The 25,795-nt window shown below is 69.3% G+C and carries 25 protein-coding genes; 9 read left to right on the forward strand and 16 right to left on the reverse strand.

Going from position 1 to position 25,795, the window contains the following annotated elements:
- Positions 1 to 278 precede the first annotated feature (278 nt).
- Both ACFPQ9_RS15515 and ACFPQ9_RS15520 read left to right on the forward strand, forming a co-directional pair.
- Positions 279 to 830: a VanZ family protein gene (locus tag ACFPQ9_RS15515; RefSeq protein ID WP_380853023.1), complete on the forward strand. Its 552-nt coding sequence runs from the start codon at positions 279 to 281 to the stop codon at positions 828 to 830.
- A gap of 109 nt (positions 831 to 939) precedes the next feature.
- Entirely contained in the window at positions 940 to 1,140 is a 201-nt protein-coding gene (locus ACFPQ9_RS15520) for a PspC domain-containing protein (RefSeq protein WP_380853025.1), read from the forward strand.
- 133 nt (positions 1,141 to 1,273) lie between these two features.
- Here the strand turns inward: ACFPQ9_RS15520 and ACFPQ9_RS15525 are convergent, their stop codons facing one another.
- On the reverse strand, positions 1,274 to 1,678 hold the full coding sequence (locus tag ACFPQ9_RS15525) for an ATP-binding protein (RefSeq protein ID WP_380853027.1): 405 nt from the start codon (positions 1,676 to 1,678) through the stop codon (positions 1,274 to 1,276).
- Positions 1,679 to 1,816: 138 nt separating this feature from the next.
- Positions 1,817 to 2,980: an adenosine deaminase gene (locus tag ACFPQ9_RS15530; RefSeq protein ID WP_380853029.1), complete on the reverse strand. Its 1,164-nt coding sequence runs from the start codon at positions 2,978 to 2,980 to the stop codon at positions 1,817 to 1,819.
- Between the two features lie 134 nt (positions 2,981 to 3,114).
- Here ACFPQ9_RS15530 and ACFPQ9_RS15535 point away from each other — a divergent pair, with 134 nt between their 5' ends.
- Positions 3,115 to 3,876, forward strand: coding sequence for an alpha/beta hydrolase (locus tag ACFPQ9_RS15535; RefSeq protein WP_380853031.1), 762 nt, complete (start codon positions 3,115 to 3,117; stop codon positions 3,874 to 3,876).
- Between the two features lie 85 nt (positions 3,877 to 3,961).
- Here ACFPQ9_RS15535 and ACFPQ9_RS15540 read toward each other — a convergent pair whose 3' ends face one another.
- Entirely contained in the window at positions 3,962 to 4,915 is a 954-nt protein-coding gene (locus tag ACFPQ9_RS15540; RefSeq protein ID WP_380853032.1) for a LysR family transcriptional regulator, read from the reverse strand.
- A gap of 63 nt (positions 4,916 to 4,978) precedes the next feature.
- Between ACFPQ9_RS15540 and ACFPQ9_RS15545 the strand changes: the two genes are divergently transcribed.
- Both ACFPQ9_RS15545 and ACFPQ9_RS15550 read left to right on the forward strand, forming a co-directional pair.
- Positions 4,979 to 6,247, forward strand: a complete 1,269-nt coding sequence (locus ACFPQ9_RS15545) for an MFS transporter (RefSeq protein ID WP_380853034.1) — start codon at positions 4,979 to 4,981, stop codon at positions 6,245 to 6,247.
- Positions 6,248 to 6,421: 174 nt separating this feature from the next.
- Positions 6,422 to 7,441, forward strand: coding sequence for a sigma-70 family RNA polymerase sigma factor (locus tag ACFPQ9_RS15550; RefSeq protein WP_380853035.1), 1,020 nt, complete (start codon positions 6,422 to 6,424; stop codon positions 7,439 to 7,441).
- Here ACFPQ9_RS15550 and ACFPQ9_RS15555 read toward each other — a convergent pair.
- Positions 7,325 to 7,711 carry an STAS domain-containing protein gene (locus ACFPQ9_RS15555; protein WP_380853037.1) on the reverse strand — a complete coding sequence of 129 codons (387 nt, stop codon included), beginning with the start codon at positions 7,709 to 7,711 and terminating at the stop codon, positions 7,325 to 7,327. The genes ACFPQ9_RS15550 and ACFPQ9_RS15555 overlap by 117 nt on opposite strands.
- Positions 7,712 to 7,872: 161 nt before the next feature.
- Between ACFPQ9_RS15555 and ACFPQ9_RS15560 the strand changes: the two genes are divergently transcribed.
- Positions 7,873 to 8,793 carry an AEC family transporter gene (locus ACFPQ9_RS15560; protein ID WP_380853039.1) on the forward strand — a complete coding sequence of 307 codons (921 nt, stop codon included), beginning with the start codon at positions 7,873 to 7,875 and terminating at the stop codon, positions 8,791 to 8,793.
- Between the two features lie 3 nt (positions 8,794 to 8,796).
- Here ACFPQ9_RS15560 and ACFPQ9_RS15565 read toward each other — a convergent pair whose 3' ends face one another.
- The 11 genes from ACFPQ9_RS15565 to ACFPQ9_RS15615 all read right to left on the reverse strand — a co-directional run bounded on the left by ACFPQ9_RS15565 (position 8,797) and on the right by ACFPQ9_RS15615 (position 22,596).
- On the reverse strand, positions 8,797 to 9,381 hold the full coding sequence (locus ACFPQ9_RS15565) for a Uma2 family endonuclease (protein ID WP_380853910.1): 585 nt from the start codon (positions 9,379 to 9,381) through the stop codon (positions 8,797 to 8,799).
- A 91-nt stretch (positions 9,382 to 9,472) separates the two neighbouring features.
- Positions 9,473 to 11,257, reverse strand: a complete 1,785-nt coding sequence (gene ltrA, locus ACFPQ9_RS15570; protein WP_380853041.1) for a group II intron reverse transcriptase/maturase — start codon at positions 11,255 to 11,257, stop codon at positions 9,473 to 9,475.
- A gap of 748 nt (positions 11,258 to 12,005) precedes the next feature.
- Positions 12,006 to 13,283 (reverse strand): thymidine phosphorylase, encoded by a 1,278-nt coding sequence (locus tag ACFPQ9_RS15575; protein WP_380853912.1) that lies wholly within the window; start codon positions 13,281 to 13,283, stop codon positions 12,006 to 12,008.
- Positions 13,284 to 13,385: 102 nt separating this feature from the next.
- Positions 13,386 to 13,793, reverse strand: a complete 408-nt coding sequence (locus ACFPQ9_RS15580) for a cytidine deaminase (protein ID WP_380853043.1) — start codon at positions 13,791 to 13,793, stop codon at positions 13,386 to 13,388.
- Positions 13,790 to 15,064, reverse strand: coding sequence for an ABC transporter permease (locus ACFPQ9_RS15585; RefSeq protein ID WP_380853045.1), 1,275 nt, complete (start codon positions 15,062 to 15,064; stop codon positions 13,790 to 13,792). Before ACFPQ9_RS15585 ends, ACFPQ9_RS15580 begins: the two co-directional genes overlap by 4 nt.
- Positions 15,061 to 16,185 carry an ABC transporter permease gene (locus ACFPQ9_RS15590; RefSeq protein ID WP_380853047.1) on the reverse strand — a complete coding sequence of 375 codons (1,125 nt, stop codon included), beginning with the start codon at positions 16,183 to 16,185 and terminating at the stop codon, positions 15,061 to 15,063. Before ACFPQ9_RS15590 ends, ACFPQ9_RS15585 begins: the two co-directional genes overlap by 4 nt.
- Positions 16,185 to 17,750 carry an ABC transporter ATP-binding protein gene (locus ACFPQ9_RS15595; protein ID WP_380853049.1) on the reverse strand — a complete coding sequence of 522 codons (1,566 nt, stop codon included), beginning with the start codon at positions 17,748 to 17,750 and terminating at the stop codon, positions 16,185 to 16,187. The genes ACFPQ9_RS15590 and ACFPQ9_RS15595 overlap by 1 nt, the downstream gene beginning before the upstream one ends.
- A 223-nt stretch (positions 17,751 to 17,973) precedes the next feature.
- A complete protein-coding gene (locus ACFPQ9_RS15600) occupies positions 17,974 to 19,026 on the reverse strand; it encodes a BMP family lipoprotein (protein WP_380853051.1) in 1,053 nt (350 codons plus the stop codon).
- Positions 19,027 to 19,236: 210 nt separating this feature from the next.
- Entirely contained in the window at positions 19,237 to 20,289 is a 1,053-nt protein-coding gene (locus ACFPQ9_RS15605; protein ID WP_380853053.1) for a BMP family lipoprotein, read from the reverse strand.
- Positions 20,290 to 20,660: 371 nt separating this feature from the next.
- On the reverse strand, positions 20,661 to 21,881 hold the full coding sequence (locus tag ACFPQ9_RS15610; protein WP_380853055.1) for a M20 family metallopeptidase: 1,221 nt from the start codon (positions 21,879 to 21,881) through the stop codon (positions 20,661 to 20,663).
- 307 nt (positions 21,882 to 22,188) lie between these two features.
- On the reverse strand, positions 22,189 to 22,596 hold the full coding sequence (locus ACFPQ9_RS15615; RefSeq protein WP_380853057.1) for an ATP-binding protein: 408 nt from the start codon (positions 22,594 to 22,596) through the stop codon (positions 22,189 to 22,191).
- A gap of 223 nt (positions 22,597 to 22,819) precedes the next feature.
- On the opposite strand from ACFPQ9_RS15615, the gene ACFPQ9_RS15620 reads away from it, so the two are divergent.
- From ACFPQ9_RS15620 to ACFPQ9_RS15630, 3 genes are all read left to right on the forward strand, one after another.
- Complete coding sequence (locus ACFPQ9_RS15620) at positions 22,820 to 23,671, forward strand: helix-turn-helix domain-containing protein (protein WP_380853059.1); 852 nt, start codon at positions 22,820 to 22,822, stop codon at positions 23,669 to 23,671.
- A gap of 8 nt (positions 23,672 to 23,679) precedes the next feature.
- Positions 23,680 to 23,883: a DUF397 domain-containing protein gene (locus tag ACFPQ9_RS15625; RefSeq protein ID WP_380853061.1), complete on the forward strand. Its 204-nt coding sequence runs from the start codon at positions 23,680 to 23,682 to the stop codon at positions 23,881 to 23,883.
- Between the two features lie 74 nt (positions 23,884 to 23,957).
- On the forward strand, positions 23,958 to 24,647 hold the full coding sequence (locus tag ACFPQ9_RS15630) for a class I SAM-dependent methyltransferase (protein ID WP_380853063.1): 690 nt from the start codon (positions 23,958 to 23,960) through the stop codon (positions 24,645 to 24,647).
- 27 nt (positions 24,648 to 24,674) lie between these two features.
- Here ACFPQ9_RS15630 and ACFPQ9_RS15635 read toward each other — a convergent pair whose 3' ends face one another.
- On the reverse strand, positions 24,675 to 25,754 hold the full coding sequence (locus ACFPQ9_RS15635; RefSeq protein ID WP_380853913.1) for a hypothetical protein: 1,080 nt from the start codon (positions 25,752 to 25,754) through the stop codon (positions 24,675 to 24,677).
- Between the last annotated feature and the right edge of the window lie 41 nt (positions 25,755 to 25,795).

Consider the following 25,795-nt stretch of genomic DNA (forward strand, 5'->3'; position numbering starts at 1 on the left):
AGCCGCGTACGGCGGCAGGGGGACGTGCCGGGGGGTGTCCGCCCGCAGCGGCGGGCGTCAACGCAGAGCACCCTCCTGAGAAGAGCAACCGCCCGACCGAGGACGGACACCCCCCGGCACGGCCCCGACCCACCCCACCACCGCAGGCGCTACACACACCCCCACTCACACAAGCGGGCCGCCGCAGGCATCACACGCCAGCCCCCATGTGGCAGACACCTCACCCCACAAGCCCCCACCCCGGAACCGATCCCGCCGGGGGGCGCGTCTTGGGGGGCGTGCAGCGTCAAGGCTCCATCGGCGGCAGCGCCGCGATCCGCATCCGTGTGACGGGAGGCGTCCTCCTGGTCGCACACCTCGCGTTCGTCGCCTGGCTCACCCTGCGCCCCCTGGACGTCCCCTGGGTCACCCCCGCCAACCTGCACCCCTTCGCCGGCATCAGAGCCGACCTCGCCCTCGGCTGGCAGGAGGGAGCCCGCCGCATCGCCGAGGGCCTGGCCCTCCTCGCCCCCCTCGGCCTCCTCATCCCGACGGCACACGGCAGCCTCACCGCCTCCCCCCTCGGCTCCCTGGTCCGCACGGTAGCCGCAGGCGCCCTCATCTCCCTCGGCATAGAGCTGCTGCAAACCGGCGTCCCCGGCCAGGTCGTGGACGTCGACTCGCTGCTCCTCAACACCCTCGGCGTGGCCCTCACCCACGCGGCGATCGTCCCGGCGGCCCGCATCCACCTACGCCGCAGGTCCGAGCGCGCCGACCGGGCCACCACCCCCCAGGATGAGCCCTCTCAGGGTCGTACCCCGACGATTCCCAGGGTCGGTATAGCTCCATAGAGTGACGCTTTGCCCGGTTCGTCTGCGTAGCGTGGATGTCAGATGAGGCACCCACTCGAAAGGCCCCACTAGGAAGGCCTTCGACCGACGCTCGCGAAGGAGCCGCACCATGACCGCGCTCGCCCGACCCACCAACGGCCGCATGATCGGCGGAGTGTGCGCCGCGCTGGCACGACGCTTCGGCACCTCCGCGACGACGATGCGCGTGATCTTCCTGGTCTCCTGCCTGCTCCCGGGCCCGCAGTTCCTGCTCTACATAGCGATGTGGATCCTCCTCCCCTCGGAGAGCAAGACCCGCACGGCCTGGTAGATAACCCCCTCCACCACCATCTCCACCTCCCCCATCTCCGCCTCCACGCACAAAGCCGCTGGGGCGCACCCCCTACCAAAGGGTGCGCCCCAGCTGCGAGTTCCGACCGATCCGACACCCGGCCGGACCGAACTCAGCCGAGCGGAAGGCCGTTCACCGGCAGCCCCTGAGTGGGCAGCCCCTGCACCGGCAGACCCTGAACCGGCAGCCCCTCGGTCGGCGCCCCCTGCACCGGCAGCCCACCGAGCAGCCCGGCGACCACGCCGGTCGGCCCGCCGGCCACGGCCTGCTCGGCGGCCGGCTGCGCGGCCGACAGCCCGGTGGCCAGCGCCTCCTGCCCCTGGGCCAGCCCCGCGCCGGTCGCGCCGGGCGCCGACTGGGCGAGGTTCTCGGCGGGGAGCGTCCGGGTGACGTTGTCCAGCGCCGAACCGGCGGCGTCCGGCGCGACCGGCGCGGCGTTCGCGGCACCCGCACCCGCGGCGGCGAAGGCGGCACCGAGAGCGGCGACACCGAGGGTCTTGGCAGCAGACTGCTTCATGAAATGCGTCCTCGAAAATTGGTTACGGGGATGTAAGCGGTCCTCGACCGTAAACACGCCCCGCACCCGGCCGCAAACATCGAAATGAGGATGGATTGTGAATGCCGCCCGCATTCCGTGTGACCGAAGGATCCCAGGTCAGCCCTGTTCCCCCGCAGAGTCGCTGGTAGATGAGGTCTGCCGGAACAGCCACTCGGACTTCAGTTCGGCATATCCGGGCTTGATGACGTCATTGATCATCGCGAGCCGTTCATCGAAAGGAATGAACGATGATTTCATCGCATTGACGGAGAACCACTGCATGTCATCGAGCGTGTAACCGAACGCCTCGACAAGGTGCTCGAATTCCCGGCTCATACTGGTGTGGGACATGAGCCGGTTGTCGGTGTTCACCGTCGCACGGAAGTGGAGCCGCCGCAGCAGCCCGATGGGGTGCGCGGCATACGAGTCGGCGGCCCCCGTCTGGAGGTTGGAGCTCGGGCACAGCTCCAGCGGGATGCGCTTGTCCCGTACGTACGAGGCGAGCCGGCCGAGCTTCACGGTGCCGTCGGCGTGCACCTGGATGTCGTCGATGATGCGCACCCCGTGCCCCAGCCGGTCGGCGCCGCACCACTGCAGGGCCTGCCAGATGGACGGCAGTCCGAAGGCCTCGCCGGCGTGGATGGTGAAGTGGTTGTTCTCGCGCTTGAGGTACTCGAAGGCGTCGAGATGCCGGGTCGGCGGGTGCCCGGCCTCGGCGCCGGCGATGTCGAAGCCGACGACGCCCAGGTCCCGGTAGCGGTTGGCGAGTTCGGCGATCTCCAGCGCGCGGGCGGCGTGCCGCATGGCGGTGAGCAGGGCGCCCACGCGGATGCGATGGCCGTTCTGACGCGCGAGGGCCTCGCCCTCGCGGAAGCCCTCGTTCACGGCCTCGACGACCTCTTCGAGGGTGAGCCCGCCTTCGAGGTGCTGCTCGGGGGCGTAGCGCACCTCGGCGTAGACGACCCCGTCCTCGGCGAGGTCCTCGGCACATTCGCGGGCGACCCGCACGAGGGCGTCGCGGGTCTGCATCACGCCGACGGTGTGGGAGAAGGTCTCCAGATACCGCTCCAGGGATCCGGAGTCGGCGGCGTCCCGGAACCAGACGCCGAGTTTGTCCGGGTCGGTCTCGGGGAGGTGCGCGTAGCCCGTTTCGCGGGCCAGCTCCACGATCGTGCCGGGGCGGAGCCCGCCGTCGAGGTGATCGTGCAGCAGAACCTTCGGCGCCCTGCGGATCTGGTCCGAACTCGGGGTGTTCGCCTTCTGGGCAGTCTCGCTCGTCATTTCCGCACCATAACGCCTACGCGCGTAGATCACCCGCTGAACACCCCATTTTCCCGCTTGTACGAATCCGTCGATACGTAACGGTGACCCCGAGGACGGGTCGCGTACACCCATGCTTCTGACACTGTTCTGTCATGGCACAGCAAGCGACGCCGGTGCGCAGGGTCCGGCTGGGCAAGGCGATCGGGCCGGAGCCGACGGCGGTGAGCGGGGTCGTCCTCCTGCTTCCCGGAGGTGACGAGGTCTCACATCGCAAGCCGGCACCGTTGTTGGCGACCTCCTACGTGCGGACTCTGGGCCGTCGGCTGACGCGGGCGGGACGTGACGACGGCCTGGCCACGCACGTCGTCCGCTACCGCTACCGGGGCTGGAACGGCACTGCCGCGAACCTCGCGAGCGACGCGTTGTGGGCGGCCGACGAGACCGTACGGCGCTATGGGGACGTGCCCGTGTGCCTGGTCGGGATCGACATGGGCGCCCGGGCGGCGCTGCACGCCGGTGGCCACGAGGCCGTCAACTCCGTACTGGCGATCGCCCCTTGGCTGCCGGAGGAGGACATGGCGGCGGCACCCGAACCGGTGAAACAGCTCGCGGGGCGGCGGGTGCTGTTCGTGCACGGCACGAACGACGAGCGGACCGACCCCGAACTGTCGTTCCGGCTGGCGGAGCGGGCGAAGAAGGCGAACCGGGACGTGTGCCGGTTCGAGGTGCACTCCGACCGGCACGGGCTGCATCAGCACCGGGACGAAGTCCTGGCGCTGGCCCAGGACTTCGTGATGGGGGTGCTGTTCGGCAGGGCGTTCTCGCGGCCGCTGGCGGACGCGTTCGCGGCTCCGCCGCCGCTGGGGCTGCGGATGCCGCTGGCTTCGGGGTTCGGGAAGTCGCTGCGGCGGTAGCGACGTCGGGGTGCTCGGTTCGTAGGTGTGTGCGGCGCCGTCGTGGCTTGTCGCGCAGTTCCCCGCGCCCCTTGCGGCGCCGCCCCTAGGCCGGCAGCAAGTTGCCCCTCCTCGACAGGAGGAACCTCTTGAAGGCGGCCACCGGCGGGGTGTCCGGCCGGTCGGCCAGCCAGGCCACGCCGATCTCCCTGGCCGCTCTCGGAGCCGTGACCGTCAGCTCCACCACTCCCGGGCGGGGCACGGCCGGCGGGGGCAGGAGGGCCACCCCCAGGCCCGCCGCCACCAGACCCCGCAGCGTCTCCGCCTCCTCCCCCTCGAAGGCGATGCGCGGCTTGAAGCCCGCCTGCTGGCACAGGTCGTCGGTGATCCGGCGCATGCCATAGCCCGGTTCCAGCGTCACGAACGTCTCGTCAGCCGCTTCCGCCAGCCGGACACGCTTGCGTGAGGCCAGGCGGTGGTCGGCGGGCACCACGAGGCGCAGCTTCTGCTCGTCCAGGCGGCGACCCACCAGGTCGGGGGCGTCCGGCACCGGGGACGTCAGGCACAGGTCCAGCTCGCCGGCCCGCAGCCGCTCGATCATCGCCTCGCCGTAGTTCTGCACGAGGCTGAAGCGGATGCGGGGGTGGTCGGCGCGGAATGCGTGGATCAGGCCGGGTACCGTCTCGGCGCCCATGGTGTGCAGGAACCCGAAGGCGACCTTGCCGGTGGCCGGGTCGGCGTCGGCGCGGACCTCCTCGGCGGCGCGTCCGATCTCGGCGAGGGCACGTTCGACGGAGACGAGGAAGGTGCGGCCGGCCGGGGTCAGCGAGACCGTGCGGCCGTGCCGGGCGAACAGGTCGACGCCCAGGTCCTGTTCGAGGCGGACCATGGCGCGCGAGAGCGTGGACTGCGGCACCCGCATCTCCTGGGCGGCGCGGGTGACGTGCTCGGTGCGGGCGACCCCGGCGAAGTGGGCCAGGCGCGGGGCGAGCAACATCGTCATGTCTTCTGTGTCACTGGACGGTGACAGACGAGCCTGTGACCTCTGCTGATGCTCCATGGGAACGATTATGACGAATCCATGCATTGGACGGATGAAAAGGTCCGTACGTAACTTCGAGGCATGTCTCCCGCCAGTACCGGGGCGTCCACCACCGTGGCCGCCGCACCCGCAGTCCCTGTCGTCGACTCCCGAATGGCCCCGGGCGGCCCCGGCTACCGCCGGATGAGCTTCGCCCTCTTCCTCGCCGGCGTCGCGACGTTCGCTCTGCTGTACTCCACGCAGGCCCTGCTCCCGCTGATCTCGGGCGAGTTCGGGGTGGCGGCGAGCGAGGCGAGCTGGACGGTGGCGGCCGCGACGGGCGGGCTGGCTCTCTTCGTCCTGCCGATGAGCGCGCTGTCGGAGCGGTTCGGACGCCGTACGGTCATGACGGCGTCGCTGGCGGTCGCGGTGACGGTCGGGCTGGCGGTGCCCTTCGCGCCGAACCTGACGACTCTGGTCGTACTGCGGGCTGTGCAGGGTGCCGCGCTGGCGGGTCTGCCGGCGTCGGCGACGGCGTATCTGGCCGAGGAGGTCCGTCCGCGGGCGCTGATCACGGCGATCGGTCTGTTCGTGGCGGGCAACAGCATCGGCGGGATGAGCGGCCGGGTGATCACGGGCTGGGTCGCCCAGGAGTGGGGCTGGCGGGTCGCGGTCGGCGTGATCGGCGCGCTCGCGGTGGCCTGCGCGGTGGCGTTCCGTCTGCTGCTCCCGGCGCCGCGCCACTTCAAGGCGGGCTCGCTGCGCCCGCGGGTCCTGGCCCGCACGGTCCGCGACCACCTCTCGAACCCGCTGCTGTGCCGTCTGTACGCGATCGGCGCGCTGTTCATGACGGTGTTCGGCGGCGTGTACACGGTGATCGGCTACCGCCTCACGGAGGCGCCGTTCTCGCTGCCCCAGGGCATCGTCGGCTCGATCTTCCTGGTGTACCTGGTCGGCACGGTGTCGGCGTCGACGGCGGGCCGTCTGGTGGGCCGCCTGGGTCGCCGTGGCGCCCTGTACGCGGCGGGCGCGACCACCGCGACCGGCCTGGTGCTGTCCCTGGCCGGCTCCCTTCCCCTGGTCCTGCTCGGCCTGGTCCTGATCACCGGCGGCTTCTTCGCGGGCCACGCGGTGGCGTCCTCGGCGGTCAGCAAGACGGCCACGACGGGCCGCGCCCAGGCCGCCGCGCTGTACCAGTCGGCCTACTACGTCGGCTCCAGCGCGGGCAGCACCATCGGCGCGATCGCCTTCCACGCGGGCGGCTGGACCGGCACGGTCGGGGTCGGCCTGCTGGCGGTGGCCGGCGTCGTGACGATCACCGTCCTCGGAACGCGTGCGGCTCGGGCCCAGCAGCGGCTCGCGACGGTCTGAGTCGCACGGTCCTCATTCCCCCCGACCGGGGTCGGCCGGTCGGGGGGAACGGCTTTTGTACGCCTCTCACCTGGGTGTTCGTCCGCTCCGGGGGCCGTTGTCAGTGGGCTGCGGTAGCTTCCAAGTACTGGGCGCAAAGGCGCGACACAGCACGGCCGCAGGGGTGGGTGGACGATGAGCGACGGCACGGCGACACAGACGACGGACCTCGATGTCAGGCTGGAAAAACACCGCGTCGAACTGACCGGATACTGCTACCGCATGCTCGGCTCGTCCTTCGAGGCCGAGGACGCGGTGCAGGACACGATGGTCCGGGCCTGGCGGAGCTACGACAAGTTCGAGGGGCGTTCCAGTCTCCGCTCGTGGCTGTACCGCATCGCGACGAACGTCTGCCTGGACATGCTGACGGCCGGCAACAAGCGGGCCCGGCCGATGGACCTGACGGAGTCGACACCGCTGGCCCAGGCGGCGCTCTCACCCCGCCCGGACAACACCTGGCTGGAGCCGATGCCGGACAGCCGCGTGCTGCCGACGACCGATGACCCGGCGGAGGCCGCGGTCGCCAAGGAGTCGGTGCGGCTCGCCTTCATGGCCGCCCTGCAGCAGCTGCCGCCCAAGCAGCGGGCCGTGCTCATCCTGCGCGAGGTGCTGGCCTGGAAGGCGAACGAGGTCGCCGAGCTGCTCGGCACCACGGTCGCCTCGGTCAACAGCGCCCTCCAGCGGGCCCGCGCGACCCTCGCCGAGCAGCAGCAGCCGGGCGCCGAAGCCACCGTCTCCGACCCGCTGGACGACGAGCAGCGAAAGCTCCTGGACCGCTATGTCGCGGCTTTCGAGGGCTATGACATGACGGCGCTGACGGCCCTGCTGCACGAGGACGCCATCATGACGATGCCGCCGTTCGACCTGTGGCTGACCGGCCACGACGACATCAGCGGCTTCATGACCACGCTGGGCTCCGCCTGCGAGGGCTCACGGCTGGTGCCGGTCCAGGTGAACGGCCTGCCGGGCTTCGCCCAGTACAAGCCGGACCCCGAGGCGGGCGGCTACACACCGTGGGCGGTGCAGGTCCTGGAGATCTCAGACGGCCGGCTCACCGGGTTCCACTTCTTCCTCGACACCAAGCGCTGGTTCCCGCTGTTCGGGCTCCCCCTCCACCTCGAAGCGGAGACCGACCAGGTCCAGGAGGGCGTGTAGGGCGGGATCCGCGTCGCGCAGCCTGATCCGTCCCCCGGCCCGTCGCGCGGCGAGCTGGAGCCGCGCCAGCAGATCCACGACACCCAGGCCCGGCGGCCCGAGCCCACCGACATCGCACACCACGACTCTCGCCCCGCCGGCCTCCAGCCGGGCCCGTACGTCGTCGCACAGCCCCGCCACCTCGTCCCGGGTGACGGGGCCGGCCAGCACGAGTACAGCGGGTGTCATGGCGTCCACGAGCGGTAGACCGGACGGGGGCGGATAACTCATCGCAGCGCGCGACCCGGTCCTGCCGTCGAGGCGTCGCCCGGGTGTCCGCGGACCGGGATCACATTGACCCGGTCCCCTCCTCCCCGGAGGGTTTGCTGTATGCCCCATGTATCAGCGCGTCCCCGAATACCCCGCGGTCTCGTTCCCGCCAAGGAGGCCCCGTGCAAGGGGTGTTGACGGGATTCGCGGTGATCGCGGTCGTCATCGGGGTGGGCTATGCGATCGGCAGGCGCGGCTACCTCGGCGAGCACGGCCGCGAGGTCCTCACCAAGCTGGCCTTCCATGTGGCGTCCCCGGCCCTGCTGTTCACCACGCTCGCGCAGACCGACCTCTCGGTGATCTTCTCCAGCCGCCTGCTGGTGACGGCGCTGAGCACGGCCGCGGCGGCCGGGGTCTTCGTCGCGGTCGGTGTCGCAAGGCGCTGGGGAGTGGGCCGTACGACGATCGGCGCGCTGTGCTCCAGCTACGTCAACTCCGGCAACCTCGGCATCCCGATCGCCGTGTATGTGCTGGGCGACGCCTCGCTCGTGGCGCCGGTCCTGCTGTTCCAGCTCGTCGGCGTCACCCCCGTCGCCCTGACGATCCTCGACCTGTCCGGCAGGGGTGAGAAGGGCTCCCTGTGGCGGCGCCTGCTGACGCCGCTGCGCAATCCGATCGCGGTCGGCTCACTGGCCGGCGTGGCGGTGTCGGCGACGGGACTGCGGATACCGGCGCCCGTCCTGGACCCCCTGACCCTGATCGGCGGCATGTCGGTCCCGGCGGTCCTGCTGGCCTTCGGTATCTCCCTGTGCGGCAGCACGATGCCCGGCCGGGGGCCCGACCGTCTGCCGGTGTTCCTCTCGGTCGCCCTCAAGTCGGTCGGCCAGCCCGCGGCGGCGTGGGCACTGGCGGCAGGCGTCTTCGGCCTGCGCGGCGCCCCCCTGCTGGACGTGGTGGTCACCTCGGCCCTCCCCGCGGCCCAGAACCTCTACACCTACGCCTCCAGCTACCGCGTCGCCGAACGTCTGGCCCGCGACTCGATCCTGCTGTCGACGGTGATCTCGGTGCCGGTGCTGGTGGCCGTCGCCGCCTTGCTGGGCTGACGGTCAATCGACCGGGAACTCACCGGTGTCGATCGTCACGCCGAACGGGTCCGGCAGCTTGATGGGGTCACCGAACTTCACGGCGCTCAGTACGCGGTAGACATCGCCCTTCGGCTCGCCGAAGAGCGTGGCGGTGGGGCCGCCGGGGGCCCAACGGTCGATCAGCAGGTACAGCGGGATCCCGGCGGTGGCGTAAGCGGCGGGCTTGCTGACGCGGTCGTGCTGGGCGTTGGACTTGGAGGTCACCTCGACGACAAGTTCGGCCAGGGCAGCCGGGATGTGGGATTCTGCCTCCTCGCATTCCTGCAGAGGAGCCACGAGCAGGTCAGGGATGAGCATGCCCAGCCGTGAGGGCACGGCGATCGCCAGTGTCTGGAAGATCTCCCAATCCTCGGGGATCACGGAGTAGAGGCGGCGTTGAATACGGGCCGCGATCACGTTGTGGCGGGATGCGGGAGCAGGTGACACGGTGATGATCCCCTCAATGATCTCCACCTTGCTGCCCTCGGGCCATTCCATCTCCTCCCAGTACCGGACGAGGTCGTCCCAGTTCTGGTCGGGGTCCTGGCTCACGGTGAGTGCGCTCAGTCGGGTAGCCGGAGGGCGTTGCCGCCCCCCGGCCCCCTCAGAACCGGACGTGCGGCTGTTCACCGCATCCGGCTCAAGCGGGCCCCTGGAGTCACGCGGATCGGTCATCTTGCTTGGCCCTTCTGTGATCGCCGGCGTGGTGCTGGCGATGGCAGTCAGCGTGTACGAGGCGAAGGTTCGTCCGCTCGTCCGTGCCGCCGTCGCGCCGATAGATGAAGTGGTGCTTGTGCAGCGGCTTCATCGATGCCGAGAACCACGCGGCCCACTCGCGAGGGTTGTCCGGTGTGTACTCGGCGTCAGGGATCAACGGCTGTTTGCACAGCGGACAGATCCCCTTCTGGCGGGATGCGAGGGTGATGGTCCACCTGTCGGCGGTCCCGGGCACCCTTTTGCGTCGGCGGCTCGCCCAGTAGTCGGCCAGCGAGGGATCGTCGGGGGAGTTGCCCTCCTTGACGATCACGTGCCGGACGATTCTGGTCCAGTTGAACTTGTAGAGGTAGGTGCCGGTGTCCCGGTCACCGAATACCCACTGGTCCTTCCGGGTCGAGTTGAAGACGCCGTAGTGCTTGGCCAGTCGCCAGCTCTTCGGCTTGTTCGGGTGGGAGTGCTTGACCCACTTCTGTGTGAGCGTCCACACGTAGAAGTCCAGGGACTTGAAGGTCTCCTTGGACACCACCGTCCGGTAGTAGGTGGCCCACCCCTTGATGATCGGGTTGAGCCTCCTCACCACAGCTCCGGCGTTCGCCCCTCGCAGGCCGATCACTTCACTGCGGAGTCGTTCCCGGACCCTTTTCACAGCCGCCTTGCTCGGCTTGATCAGCAGAGTTCCCCTGTACCTGCGGATGTTGAACCCGAGGAAGTCGAATCCTTCTTCAAGGTGGAGGACGGATGTCTTCTCCTCGTTGAAGGCGACCCCGCGCGGGGCCATCCAGACAGCCAGTTGCCCCTTGACCTGGTGCGCTTCGTCTTCGCTGTGGCAGAACACCGCAAAGTCATCCGCGTACCGGACCAGGACCGGAGCATCTCGTCGGGACTTGTGGGAACGTCCTTCTGTGAGATGCCCGGCCGCCGTCTCCATGCCGTGCAAGGCCACGTTGAGCAGCAGCGGACTGATCACACCACCCTGAGGGGTCCCCTCATCGGTGGGCGAGAATCGTCCGCAGTCCATCACTCCCGCCTTGAGCCATCCCCGGATCGCTTCCCGCGCCGGGAAAGTACCGATGAGGCTCATCAGGTGGTCGTGCGAAATACGGTCGAACGCCGCTGTCAGATCAGCATCGAGCACCCATAACCGCTTGGCCCGTCTCTGGCCCGCGATATTGAAGATGGCGCCGATCGCGTCATGACAGCCCCGGCCGGGGCGGAAGCCGTAGCTTCGTTGCTCGAACCGGGCTTCCCACTCGGGTTCCAGTGCATTCTTGACGCGGGCCTGGCGGACCCGGTCACGGATAACTGGGATGCCCAAGGGGCGCTGCTTTCCGTTGGCTTTGGGAATGTACACGCGCCGGACGGGCAGGGGCTTTCCAGGCGAGCGTTCCGCTGTGATCTCAGCGGCCAGCCGCCCTCGCGCGATCGGAGTGAGCGCGCGTTCCTGGTCAATCCCGGCCGTCCGACGGCCTGTGCTCTGCTGCGTCACCCGTTTCACGCTCACGAGCGTGTTCGAGTGGGACCGCAGCATGAGCTTCTGCAAGTTCCGGACCTTCTTCAGGTCCCCTTCCTGCGCGGCTGTGAAGATACGCTGCCTCAGTCGCCGTACCGACGCCTCCGCCTTGGCCCAGTCGATGCTGTGCCAGGTCTGGGCGTAGTCCTCCGGTCCGTTCGCCGTCGTGGGAGGCATCGCCACCGTAGCGGCCACTGCCACACCTGCCTTCGGCATCCAACTTGTCCTTCGGTTCGGGGTTCTTCGCAGTTCTTCTTCACGGGCCTACCTGATCCGCGTGGGCTCCCTTTCGGGCCGGGGCATCGCCTCGTATCCGACGAGTTATGGGACGCGGCTGAGGTTTCCGCGTCCTTTTCCTCTGGGCTTTCGCCCTGTCGGCGTTCGCTTCTCGGATCATCCTGTCCCGCTGGAGGCTTGGTCCTTCGTTACCTCCGGCTTACCGGGATCAACTCCCGGACTCCAACGGGGTTTCCACGTTCCACTCCCACAAGATGCGGCCGGGGTGGGCTCCCTCTTAATCCCGGGCCCGACGGTGTCCTCCCCCTTCGGCGCCAATCCTCCGGGGTCGTCGTGCGCTCTTCCGCGCAAGGGCCTATCTGCCGCCGACAGCTCACCATCGACGCGGCATAGGAGTTACGAGATTTCGTCAAGGGTTCATTCGCATTAGCCCGTCCGGTCTTCCCCTCGCCTGTTGCGGCCCGATGGCCGTGCCGCTCTTGGGCTTACGCTTCCGGCTTCACACCCCGCCGTTGCCAGCGACGCATGCGGAAGTGGGAACGGACCTTGGACACTGGTCCGGGATGACCTGCTCATGACCTTCTTTCCTCCTGCAAGTCATCCACTTGGGTGGAGCGACTTCGTGTCGCACTGGCGGTCTCCTATCGGTGCGTCACCGATCCCAGCATGCCGAACGGGACCGGCGGAGGTCCACCGATCCCGTTCACCCGAAAGGGAAACCGCCTGGTCAGGCGATACGTTCCAGCACCACCGGCGAAGCCGTGAAGTCGGTTCCGGCCGCCGCGATGTCGTACGACCGCGCCAGCGACTGGAGGGCGTAGTCGAAGCGTTCCGGGGTGTCGGTGTGGAGGGTCAGCAGGGGCCGGCCCTCGGTGACCGTGTCGCCGGGCTTGGCGTGCATCTCGATGCCGGCGCCCGCCTGCACCGGATCCTCCTTGCGGGCACGCCCCGCGCCGAGACGCCAGGCGGCGACGCCGATGTCGTAGGCGTCGAGGCGGGTCAGGACACCGGAGGACGGGGCCGTGACCACGTGCTGCTCGCGCGCGACCGGCAGCTCCGCGTCCGGGTCGCCGCCCTGCGCCGCGATCATGCGCCGCCAGACGTCCATCGCCGAGCCGTCGGCCAGGGCCTTCGCCGGGTCGGCGTCCTTCACTCCGGCCGCGTCCAGCATCTCGCGGGCCAGGGCGATCGTCAGCTCGACCACATCGGCCGGGCCGCCGCCAGCCAGGACCTCGACGGACTCGCGGACCTCCAGCGCGTTACCGGCCGTGAGGCCGAGGGGGGTCGCCATGTCGGTGAGGAGCGCGACCGTCTTCACACCGTGGTCGGTGCCCAGGCCCACCATCGTCGAGGCGAGCTCACGGGCGTCCTCGATGGTCTTCATGAAGGCGCCGGTGCCGACCTTCACGTCCAGGACCAGCGAGCCGGTGCCCTCCGCGATCTTCTTCGACATGATCGAGGAGGCGATGAGCGGGATCGCCTCGACCGTGCCCGTCACGTCCCGCAGCGCGTACAGCTTCTTGTCCGCGGGGGCCAGGCCGTCGCCCGCTGCGCAGATCACCGCGCCGGTGGTGTCGAGGACGTGCAGCATCTCCTCGTTCGACAGCAGCGCACGCCAGCCGGGGATCGACTCCAGCTTGTCCAGGGTGCCGCCGGTGTGGCCGAGGCCCCGGCCCGACAGCTGCGGAACGGCCGCGCCGCACGCGGCCACCAAGGGCGCGAGCGGAAGCGTGATCTTGTCGCCGACGCCGCCCGTGGAGTGCTTGTCGGCCGTCGGGCGGGACAGGGACGAGAAGTCCATGCGCTCGCCGGAGGCGATCATCGCGGCCGTCCAGCGGGCGATCTCACGGCGGTTCATGCCGTTGAGCAGGATCGCCATGGCGAGCGCGGACATCTGCTCGTCGGCGACCTCCCCGCGGGTGTACGCGTCGATGACCCAGTCGATCTGCTCGTCGCTGAGCTCACCGCGGTCCCGCTTGGTGCGGATGACGGAGATGGCGTCCATGGCCATGGCTTGGCTTTCCTTCCGAAGGTTCCAGAAGTTCCAGAAGTGATACGGCCCCTCCGAACCGGTCGCACGACGCGACGCGGAGGGGCCGTACGGGAGTTACTTGCGCAGGTGACCCGGCCCGAAGGCCTGGGGCAGCATCTCCGACAGCGGCAGGATGCCCTCCGGGGTCTGCAGCAGGAGCTCCGGGCCGCCGAACTCGAAGAGCAGCTGGCGGCAGCGGCCGCACGGCACGAGGACGTCGCCCTTGCCGTCGACGCACGTGAAGTGCGTCAGCCGGCCGCCCCCCGTGTTCTGCAGCTCCGAGACCAGTCCGCACTCGGCGCACAGCGAGAGCCCGTACGACGCGTTCTCGACGTTGCAGCCGGTGACCGTGCGCCCGTCGTCGACCAGGGCCGCCACGCCGACCGGGAAGCCGGAGTACGGGGCGTACGCGCGGGACATGGCGTCCAGCGCCGCCGTGCGCAGCTTGTCCCAGTCGACGTCGTGGGAGGCGGCCGGGGTCACTTGCCCTGGCCCTTCCGGTAGGGCAGGCCGTCCGCCTTGGGCATCCGCAGGCGTTGCGCGGACAGCGTGAGGACGACGAGCGTGACGACGTACGGCGTGGCGGAGACGACCTGGTTGGGCACCTCGTTGGTGGTGGCGTACCAGGCGTACACCAGGGCGCCGACGACCGCGGTGATCACCGAGGAGGCGTACTTCTTGGTGATCACCAGCCAGATGGCGCCGATGATCAGCAGCAGCGCGCCGAGCAGCAGCAGGGCGTGGACGTTCTGGGAGCCGCCGCGCAGGTTGAGGCTGTCGGTGTAGCCGAACAGGCCGGCGCCCAGGGCGAGGCCGCCCGGCATCCAGTTGCCGAAGATCATCGCGGCGAGACCGATGTAGCCGCGGCCGCTGACCTGGCCCTCCAGATAGAAGGGGTTGGCCACGATGGAGAGGAAGACGCCACCGAGACCGGCCAGGCCGCCGGAGATGATCACGGCGATGTACTTGTACTTGTAGACGTTCACGCCGAGGGACTCGGCCGCGATCGGGTTCTCACCGCAGGAGCGCAGCCGCAGGCCGAAGGCGGTGCGCCACAGGATCCACCAGGTGCCGGGGATCAGCGCGATCGCGATCACGGTCAGCCAGGAGACGTTGGTGACCAGGCCGCCGAGCAGACCGGCGATGTCCGAGATGAAGAACCAGCCGTTGTTGTTCAGGTCCCGCAGGCCGTCGGACAGACCCGGCACGGTGAAGTGGCCGAGGGAGTCGACCGCCGGGGACTGCTTCGCGGAGCCGCCCGCGTGGCCCTCGAAGGCGAGGGGCGCGAGATAGCGGGTGATGCCGAGGGCGAGGATGTTGATCGCCACACCGGAGACGATGTGGTTGACCCGGAAGGTGACGGTGGCGATGGCGTGCAGGATGCCGCCGATGCAGCCGCCGAGGATGCCGACGACGACACCGGTCCACGGGCCCCACTGGAAGCCGGCCCAGGCGCCGAACCAGGTGCCGAGGATCATCATGCCTTCGAGGCCGATGTTGACGACGCCCGCCCGCTCGGCCCACAGACCGCCGAGACCGGCGAGGCCGATCGGCACGGCGAGCTGGAGCGCGGTGGACATCTGGCTGACGTTGGTGATGCCGTCGGCGCCGGTGATGATGCGGACGATCGAGGTCAGCGCCAGGGCTCCGGCGATGACCAGCAGCAGGATCTGCCAGGACAGGCGGCGGCCGGTCGGCGCCGCGGGCTGCAGCGAGGGCTGGTTGACATCAACCGCTGAGGTCGGGGCAGTCATCGGCCAGCCACCTCCTTCGTGGTGTTGTTGTCGGCGCCGAGGACGTGACCGGCTGCCAGTTCCGCGCCGACCCGGCGCTGCTGGCGGCGCAGGCCCCACTCGCGTACGGCCTCGTAGGAGACGACGACCGAGAGCACGATCAGGCCCTGCATGATGACCGCGATCTCCTTGTCGTAGCCGTGGAAGTCCAGCTCGGGCGACGCCTTGTCGAGCCAGGCCCACAGCAGGGCGGCGAACGCGATGCCGACGGGGCTGTTGCGGCCGAGCAGCGCGATGCCGATGCCGAGGAAGCCGATGCCGGTGGGGAAGTTCAGGCTGTAGGTGTGGGTGTCGCCGAGCAGGATCGGCAGACCGGCCATGCCCGCGATGCCGCCGGAGAGCAGCATGGCGGTGAGCACCATCCGCTTGGGGTCGACACCGCTGGCCGCGGCGGCGGTCTCGGAGGCGCCGGAGGCGCGCAGGTCGAAGCCGAAGCGGGTGCGGTTGAGGACGACCCAGTAGGCGATGCCGAGCAGTACGGCGAGGAAGACCAGGCCGTAGATCTCGCCGGCGTCGCCCATGTCGATGCCGGGGACCCAGCCGGACTCGTGCATCTCGCCGGTGGTGTTGTTGTTGCCGACCTTGACGCCGAAGACGTTGGGCAGCCACAGGTAGGCGATGACCGAGGTCGCGATCGCGTTCAGCATGATCGTCGCGACGACCTCGCTGACGCCTCGGGTGACCTTGAGGACACCGGCGATACCGGACCAGAAGGCGCCGGTGCAGACCGCGGTGAGGATCAGCAGCGGGACCTGGAGGGCGGCCGGCAGGTTCGCGTGGGCGCCGACGACGGCGGCCATCATGGCGGCGAGCTGGTACTGGCCGTCGACACCGATGTTGAACAGGTTCATCCGGAAGCCGATGGCCACCGCGAGGGCCGCGATGTAGTACAGCGAGGCCTGGTTGATGATCAGCACCTGGATGTCGGAGAAGCTGAGCTGCTCGAACATCAGGGCGTACGGCTCGACGGGGCTCTTGCCCGAGGCGAGCAGCACGATCGCGCTGAGCACGAAGGCCACGGCGAGCGCGATGACCGGTCCTGCCACCGCGAGGAGCACGCGCTCCTTGTCGAACTTCTTCATCAGCGGGCCTCGTCTTCGCCGGACTCGGGCGACTTACGGATCTCGGGGGTCTCTTCGTGTTCCAGGTGCCCGGTCGCGGCACCCGTCATCGCCGAGCCCAGTTCCTCCGGCGTGACGGTGGCCGGGTCGGCGTCCGCGACCAGCTTGCCGTTGTAGATCACGCGCAGGGTGTCGGACAGGCCGATCAGCTCGTCGAGGTCGGCGGAGATCAGCAGCACGGCCAGGCCCTCACGGCGGGCCTCGCGGATGTGGTCCCAGATGGCGGCCTGCGCGCCGACGTCCACACCGCGGGTGGGGTGCGCGGCGATCAGGAAGCGCGGCTTGTGGCTCATCTCGCGGCCGACGATCAGCTTCTGCTGGTTGCCGCCGGACAGGGAGGCCGCGGTGACGTCGATGCCGGGCGTGCGGACGTCGTACGCCTCGACGATGCGGCGGGTGTCCTCCTGCGCGGCCTTCGGGTTCAGCCAGACGCCCTTGGCGAGGGGCTCCTCGGTGACATGGCCGAGGATGCGGTTCTCCCAGAGGGGCGCCTCCAGGAGCAGGCCGTGGCGGTGGCGGTCCTCGGGGATGTAGCCGACGCCCTGCTCGCGGCGCTTGCGGGTGGACCAGCCGGTGATCTCCTCGTCGATGAGGCTGATCGTGCCGGAGTCGGCGCCCTTGAGGCCGATGAGCGCGTCGACGAGCTCGGTCTGGCCGTTGCCCTCGACGCCGGCGATGCCCAGGACCTCGCCCGCGTGGATGGTGAAGGTGATGTCGTCGAGCAGGGCCTTGCCGCCGGCCGCCTCCAGGCGCAGCTTGTCGACGGTGATGACCGGGCGGTCGGTGACCGTGGACTCGGCGGTCTCGGGCGTCGGCAGCTCGCTGCCCACCATCATCTCGGCGAGCTGACGAGGCGTGGTCTCGGCGGGTACGGCCGTCCCCACGGTCGTACCGCGCCGGATGACGGTGATCTCGTCGGCGACGGAGAGCACCTCGCCCAGCTTGTGGGAGATGAAGATGACCGACAGGCCCTCCGCCTTCAGCTCGCGCAGGTTGTCGAAGAGCGCGTCGACCTCCTGCGGCACCAGGACGGCCGTCGGCTCGTCGAGGATCAGCGTGGTGGCGCCGCGGTAGAGGACCTTGAGGATCTCCACGCGCTGGCGGGCGGCGACGCCGAGCTCCTCGACCAGGCGGTCGGGCTCCACGCCGAGGCCGTAGCGCTCGGAGATCTCCTTGATCTTGCGGCGGGCCCTGCCGCCGATGCCGTACAGCTTCTCGCTGCCGAGCACGACGTTTTCGAGCACCGTCAGGTTGTCGGCGAGCATGAAGTGCTGGTGGACCATGCCGATGCCGCGGACGATGGCGTCGGCGGGGCTGCCGAAGGTGACCGTCCGGCCGTCGACCGCGATGGTGCCCTCGTCCGGCTTCTGCATGCCGTAGAGGATCTTCATCAGCGTCGACTTGCCGGCGCCGTTCTCGCCGACTAGGGCGTGGACGGTGCCCTTGCGGACGGTGAGGTGGATGTCGTGGTTGGCCACGACACCCGGGAAACGCTTGGTGATCCCGGCGAGTTCGACGGCGGTCACCTGACCGTTGACCGCCGCGCCGGCCGGAGGGCTGCTGGACGCGTTGATGGCGCACTCTCCTGGAGACGGGGGTCGTCTACGCGCGTAGCGCCCCTATGGCCTGAAAGGGGTCGACGCACCGCGAACAACGGGGTACGGGGAGGGCTCCCGCCGGGAGAGTCTCCCCGTACCCCGTCGAGCGGACGTAACCCCGGGGTTACCGCTGCTCAGGGTGTTACTGCAATCAGCTGGTCTTGACCTTGATCTCGCCGCTGATGATCTTCTCCTTGGCCGTCTTGATGGCTTCCTGGACCTCGGCGTCGTCCGCGAACTTCGGGTTGGAGTTCGACAGGCTCACCTCGCCGGTCTTCAGATCGCCACGAACGATACCGGTCCCGGGCTTACCGTCCTCGACCGACTTCGCCAGGTTGTAGACCGCCTTGGCGACGTCCTTCATCGCCGAGGTCAGGATGGAGTCCTTGTACTTGGCAAGGGCTTCCTGGTTGTACTGGTCGGAGTCGACACCGATGGCCCACACCTTGTTGGCGGCGGCGGCCTCGATGACGCCCTGACCGGACAGACCGGCGGCGGCGTAGACGACGTCGGCCTTCTTCTCGATCTGGCCCTCGGCGGCGGACTTGCCCTTGTCGGGGCTGGAGAAGCCGCCCTCCTCCGCGGTCTGCGTGAGGTACTGGGTCAGGACCTTGGCCTGCGGGTTGGTGTCCTTGACGCCCTGCTCGAAGCCGGCCTGGAACTTGTGGATCAGCGGGATGTCCACGCCGCCCACGAAGCCGACCGTGTTCGTCTTGGTGCTCTTGGCGGCGGCGACGCCGGCCAGGTACGAGGCCTCCTCCTCGGAGAAGACCAGGTCCGCGACGTTCTTCGCCTCGACCGTGGAGTCGTCCACGATGCCGAATGTGGTGTCCGGGAACTTCTCCGCGGCGCCCTTGACGGCGGTGGCGTACGCGTAGCCGACGCCGACGACCGGGTTGTAGCCCTGCTTGGCCAGCGACACCAGTCGCTGCTCCTTGTCGGCGTCCGTCTCGCCCTCGGTGGGCTCGACGTCCTGCGTGGCGTACCCGAACTCCTTCTTCGCCTGCTCCAGGCCCGCGAACGCGGCGTCGTTGAAGGACTGGTCGCCCTTGCCGCCGACGTCGTACGCGATGGCGAGACCCTTGTCGCCGCCCTTCGAGTCCGAGGAGGAGGCCTCGGTCGAGGTGCCGCCGCAGGCGGAGAGCGCGAGGGCCAGAGAGGCGGTCGCTGCGCCTGCGACCGTGATCCGGGAAATCCGGCGCATGTGTGGTGACTCCTGTCGTACAAGCGCCGGGTAAGTACAGCTCGGGACAGCGTGCAGCAACGGCGCTGGCTTTCGTCGCAGAGTAACGCGCGTAGACCTACCGGGAAACCCCTTCTGTCCACCTTGTTATCCGCCCGTGTTCAACTCCGTGCGCGAACGCGAAGCGGGCGGGCGCCCTTGGCTGCCCGCCCGCTTCGTGTACGACCGTGACTACTCGGTCTTGACCTTGATGGAGCCGTCGATGATGCCTTCCTTGGCCTTCGCCACGGCCTCGGACAGGCCGGCGATCTTCGCGAACTCCGGGTTCGACTCGGACAGGCCCACACCATCGACCTTCAGGTCGAAGGTCTGGGTGCCGGTCAGCGGCTTGCCGTCCTCGACGGACTTGGCGAGCGTGTAGACCGCGCCGCCGACGTCCTTGAGGGCGGAGGTCAGGATGGAGCCCTTGTAGTTGGCGAGCGCCGCCTGCTTGTACTGGTCGGAGTCGACACCGATCGCCCAGACCTTGGCCTTGGCGGCGGCCTCGATCACGCCCTGGCCGGACAGACCGGCGGCGGCGTACTCGACGTCGGAGCCCTTCTCGATCTGGCCCTCGGCGGCGGCCTTGCCCTTGTCGGGGCTGGAGAAGCCACCTTCCTCGGCGGTCTGCGTCAGGTACTGCGACAGGACCTTGACCTTGGGGTTGGTGTCCTGGACGCCCTGCTTGTAGCCGGCCTCGAACTTGTGGATCAGCGGAACGTCCACGCCGCCGACGAAGCCGACCGTGTTGGTCTTGGTGGCCTTGGCCGCCGCGACGCCGGCGAGGTAGGAGGCCTCCTGCTCGGCGAAGACGAGGGAGGCGACGTTCTCGCCCTCGACGACGGAGTCGACGATGCCGAAGGTGGTCTTCGGGTACTTCTTCGCCACGGCCTCCATCGCGGGGCCGTATGCGAAGCCGACGCCGATCACCGGGTTGTAGCCCTGCTTGGCGAGGGAGGACAGACGCTGTTCCTTGTCGGCGTCCGTCTCGCCCTCGGTGGGCTCGATGTCGGCGGTCTTGTAGCCGAACTCGTCCGCGGCCTTCTGCAGGCCGGCGTACGCGGCGTCGTTGAAGGACTGGTCGCCCTTGCCGCCGATGTCGTACGCGATGGCGAGACCCTTGGTGTCGCCGCTGCCGTCGCTGTCGCCGCCGCTGTCGCTGCTGGTGCCACCGCACGCCGTGGCGGCGAGCGCGATCGACGCGACCCCCACCGCGACACGGGTCAGTTTGGATGTCCGACGCATCGTGTAGTCCCCATTCTCCAAGCCCCGCAGTGGGTGCTGAGTTCGGCGCACATTAACGCGCGTAGACACTCCTGGGAACGGGGTTTCGTCCTGCCGTTATCCATTCGTGCCGATGTCCGGTTACGGCCTTGTGAACCACCGGATCGAAAGGCACGCATGGGGCGCCTGCACCAAGGGTGCCTCCGCCACGCCGGCACTCAGGACCGCCCGACATGCGCCAAGACTCCCCCGGCTGCACAGGGGCCGCAACCGGAGCAGGGGTACGGGTGGCAGCGCCGGTGACTGCAACGCCCCAAGGGGCGCGGGGAACTGCGCGACCAGCCACAAGTGGCCCGCAGCCGCCACACCACCGCACCCCCACGGCGAAGGGCTCAATCCCCCGCGTCGAGAAGAGCCGCAGCGGTGAACATCTCCACCCCCACCCCGATGGCGGACTCGTCCACATCGAAGTCACCCTGATGGAGGTCGCGCCCGACCCTGTCCTCCGGCATCCGCACCCCGAGCCGGGCCATGGCACCGGGGACGTGCTCCAGGTACCAGGAGAAGTCCTCGCCACCGAGGCTCTGCTCGGTGGACTCGACGGAGTCGGCGCCGCGGCGGGCCGTCATGGCCTCGTGCAGCAGTTCGGTCGCGGCCGGGTCGTTGACCACGGGCGGGACACCGCGGATGTAGTTGATCTCCGACTTGGCCCGGTGCAGGTTGGCCACCTCGTCGATCGCGGCGACGACGAGGTCGGGCGCCTGCCGCCAGGCATCCAGGTCCAGGCAGCGCACGGTCCCGGAGAGCTCGGCGTGCTGCGGGATGACGTTGGGCGCATGGCCGGATTCGATGCGTCCCCAGGTCACCGCGAGGCCGCTGCGGGCGTCGGTGCGCCGGGCGACCAGCGCAGGCACGTCGGTGACGACCCGGGCGGCGGCGGTGACGAGGTCGGTCGTCAGATGGGGGCGGGCGGTGTGGCCGCCGGGCCCGTCGAGGGAGATTTCCAGCCGGTCGCAGGCGGAGGTGATGGCGCCCTGCCGCAGCCCGATCTTCCCGGCGTCCACCTTCGGATCACAGTGCACGGCGAGGATCCGCCCCACCCCTTCCAGCACCCCGCACTCGACGACGTCTGCGGCGCCGCCGGGGAGCACCTCCTCGGCGGGCTGGAAGATCAGCCGGACCGGCCGGGGCAGCTCGCCGCGCGCGAGCAGGTCGGCCAGGACCAGCCCGGCACCCAGGACGACGGCCGTATGGACGTCGTGACCGCAGGCGTGCGCCCGGTCCGGCACCGTGGAGCGATACGGGCAGTCACTCTTCGTGTCCGGGATGGGCAGGGCGTCGATGTCGGCGCGCAGGGCGAGCATGGGCCGGCCGCCGTCGAACTCTCCGATGTCACAGATGAGCCCGGTTCCGATGGCGAGCACACGCGGCTTCAGACCGGCCTTCTCCAGGCGGGCCTTGATCGCGGCGGTCGTACGGAACTCCTGGTTGCCGAGCTCGGGGTGCATGTGCAAGTCGCGCCGGAACTCGATGAGTTCGGCACGGAGCGCCTCCGGCAGGGCGCCGGGGAGGAACGCTTCCCCTGGTTGATCGGCCTCGGACTCTGGCGACATCAGTTGGTTCACCCTCTGAAGGGTAGGACGCCGAGGTGGCCAACTGACCCTCGATCAACAAAAGTTCAACCCGTTTGGGGAAGAAAATCTGGCCGCCCGACGCATAGGTATCGGTTTGGGTGGGTAAACTCGCCCGCCCTTCCGTCGAGTCGATCATGAAATCGACGCGAACGGAGAGTGACGATGCCGACCCTCCACACTCCACGGATACCACGCCGCGGACAGAACCGTCGGTTGTGTTCACCTGTCGGGATCGCGAACGCCGCAGGAGCACCCTCGGGTGAGCCACAGGCCGGGCAGGCCACGCCTAAGCGGCGGCCAGCTCGCACCACACGTACTTGCCTCGATTGCCGTACCTGGTCAGCGGCTGCCACCCCCACAGATCGGCACACGCCCGCACGAGCGCCAGCCCCCGCCCCTCCTCCGCCTCCTCGAGCAGCCTCAGCTCCTTCGGCGGCTGCGGCGGTTCGGGATCCGCGTCCCACGCCCCGATCCGCAGCACACCGGCCGCCCAACGCACCCGTAGCGCGGCCGGGCCCTTGGTATGACGTACGGCGTTGGCAACCAGCTCAGTCGCGAGCAGCTCGGCGGTGTCCACCAGTCCGATGAGGCCGTACAGGGTGAGGATCAGCCGGAGGGTGCGGCGGGAGACGGTGACGGCTCGGACGTCGTTCGGGATGTAGAGGGTGTACTCCCAAGGCTCTGCTTCGGACATGCGTGAGCTCCGTTCGGGTGGTGGGGTTGCGGTCGGCGGGCGGTGGCAGTGCCGCAGCCGTCATGGCAGGACGGGGCGGTGCGCTTCCGGGGTCCCGGCGTTTCGCAGCGTGTGCGTCGCGTCACCGACGGTAGACCTTAGATTTAAGAAACGGCAAGCCAATCGCGTAACCTGACCCCCGAACGAGTCGCGCTCACAAGCGCGTTGAGCCAAGGAGCGGTCGATGGTGACCAAGCGCGAGCCCACAGCGCGGCAGTTGCGACTGGCGGTCGAACTGCGCAGACTCCGCGAAGCGGCAGGGCTCAGCGCCCGCGAGGCGGCGGCGCTGCTCGGCGTTAACTCCGTCCAGATCAGTCAGATCGAACTCGGCACCTCGGGCGTGAGCGAGCAGCGACTACGCCAATTGGCAGGACATTACGCCTGCACGGACGAGGAGTTCGTCAGCGCCTTGGTGGCGATGGCGACCGACCGGACACGTAACTGGTGGGAGGAGTACCGGGGGCACCTGCCCACATCGTTCCTGGACCTGTCCGAGCTGGAGCACAACGCCACGTTCCGCTGGGATCTGGATCTGATCCACGTGTCCGGCCTTCTGCAAACCGAGGACTACGCACGAGCGCTCTTCTCGACCCGCATTCCGGAACTTCCCGAGAACGAGCTGGAGCTGCGCGTTCGGCATCGCATGCAGCGACACCTGATCATCGAGGGAGACACGCCGATCCCGTACAAGGCGGTAATCCACGAGGCGGCCCTGCGCATCAGAGTCGGCGGCCAAGCCGCTGCAGGGGCTCAGCTCGCCCGCATCCTGGAACTCTCCGAGGCGGACCACATCACCGTCCGTGTCATCCCCTTCGCCCTGGACCGCTTCGACGACACCGGCAGCGCCATGATCTACGCGGGCGGCAGCGTTCCAAAGCTGGACACCGTGGTGCGCGACGGACCTCACGGCACGACGTTCATCGATTCCGAGGCCCAACTCGGTGTCTTTCGAACGCTCTTCCGTAGAGTAGAAGCCGCGTCGCTCGATCCCGGGCCATCGCGTGAACTGATCCACAAGCTGACCAAAGAGCTGTGAGGCACGCTGTGAACACCCTCGACAGCTGGCGCAAGTCGTCACATTCCGGCGGCGGCGACGGCAACGCCTGCGTGGAAATCTCAGACCGCCACACCCGGATAGCCATCCGCGACTCAAAGGTCCCGACCGGGGCGATACTCACCTTCCCGACCTGTGCGTTCGCCCTCTTCATAGAGGCAGTGAAGGCCCCCGACCGCGCCGCAAGGCCGTAGGAAGCGGCGAACTCTCGGCACCACCCCGGTGAACTCCCCGGCGCCCGTTCGCCGGTCGCACTAGGGTCCGCTCCGTGACCGCCGAGAAGCCTCAGACCCCCACGATCACCGAGTACGCCGACTTCCTGGAAGCCACCAGAGCCTCGTACGACGCCATCGCCCCCGCCTACACGGAGGCCTTCTCCGACTGGCCGGCCGAGAGCAATCCCCTGGACCGCTCCGTCGTCGCGGCCTTCGCCGAACTGGCCCGCGACCACGCCCCGGCCCCCACCGCCGACCTCGGCAGCGGCCCCGGCACCATCACCGCCCATCTGCACGCCCTCGGCCTGCCGGTCTTCGGCGTCGACCTCTCCCCCCGCATGGTGGCACTGGCACGCCGCGCACACCCCGAACTCCGCTTCCACGTGGGCTCGATGACGTCTCTGGACCTGCCGGACGAGACACTGGGTGGAATCCTCGCGCTGTACTCGATCATTCACGTCCCGGACGACCACCTGCCCACGACGTTCGCCGAATTCCACCGAGTCCTGCGCCCCGGCGCCCCGCTCCTCCTGGGCTTCCAGTCCGGCGACACCGAGGACCGCCTCCATCTGACCGAACGCTTCGGCCAGGAGATCGCCCTCGACTACCACTGGCGCACCCCGGAAACCGTCACCGGCGCCCTGACCAAGGCCGGTCTCCGACTCCAGGCCCGTGTCCTGCGCGAACCACAGGACGAGGAGAAGCGCCCCCGGGCGTTCGTGCTGGCCCGGAAGGCGGCGTGAGGGCGGGCGATCTCCCGAATGAGGCCGCTAGGCCGGCTGGACCGGACCCACCGCCTGGAGTCGGTGCACATCCCGCGCCGTCCCCGTCACCCCGGACAGGAAGCCCTGTGCGCGTGGTGAGGCGTTCTCCGTGAGCCAGGCCGGGTCGATGTCGCACACCGCGACGCGTACGTCCGTGCCGGTCAGGGCCAGCGGCAAGGTGTGCACGACGGTCGACGGGAAGCTCAGTATCGTGCGGCCGATGGGGCCGCGGCGGGCGATCAGCTCCAGCGGGAGGTCGGGGCGCACGATCTCCAGGCCGGTCTCCACCGCGAGCCGGTGCAGCTTCTCCGCGCTCTCGCGGCGGTGGGCGAAGTAGCGGGTGGCGCCGTGCGCCTTGGCCAGCGAGCGGACCGCCTCCAGATAGCGGTCGCCGTCGACCACGCCGGTCTCGACGAGGGATGTGCCGACCATGTCCGCGCCCTTGGTGATACGGGGCGGCCCGAAACGGTCGCGGGTCCAGGCGAAGGTGTTGGCGGTGACGGTCACGCCCTCGGGCGTCACGTCCATCGGCATCGAGGAGAAGATCTCGACCCGGCGGCGCTCGCTCGGCGTGAGCCGCTTGCGCGCGGCGGAGGAGACGGGGGCGAAGACCAGGTCGCGGGGGCCCGGGCGGCCGCCCTTGCGGTGCCAGCGCACCAGGCGCTCACCGCGGGCGAGCTGGGTGACGAACTCCATGGTCGCGGTGCCGTCGTCGACGACGACGAGGTCGCGGGCGCGAGTGATGGTCAGCAGCAACTGCACATAGCGGGAGAACGGGTCGCCCAGGACCACCCGATCGGCCCTGCGGAGCCGGCCGGTCAGGCCCCCGATGGTGTGGAAGGGCGCGGCCGCGCCGCCCCGCGCCTCCTCCCAGCGCACCTCGTGCCCGTCCTCGCGCGCCAGCTCGGCCATCCGGCGCAGCTGGCCGCGGGTCATGGGGTCGATCGGGGAGAGGACGACGAGGGTGAGTCCCGCGCCGAGGGTGTGCTCGCGGGCGTGTGCCCACTCCAGCACGTTGAGGAGCTGTACCGGGCTCTCGACGAAGGCGAGAGTGTGGGGGCCGGTGTTCCCGGCTCGGGGGCTCATCGACGTACGACCTACCCGTCGTAAGGCGCTCATGCGGCGCT

The sequence above is a fragment of the Streptomyces coerulescens genome (genome assembly GCF_042657965.1).
GTDB classification, from domain to species: domain Bacteria; phylum Actinomycetota; class Actinomycetes; order Streptomycetales; family Streptomycetaceae; genus Streptomyces; species Streptomyces coerulescens.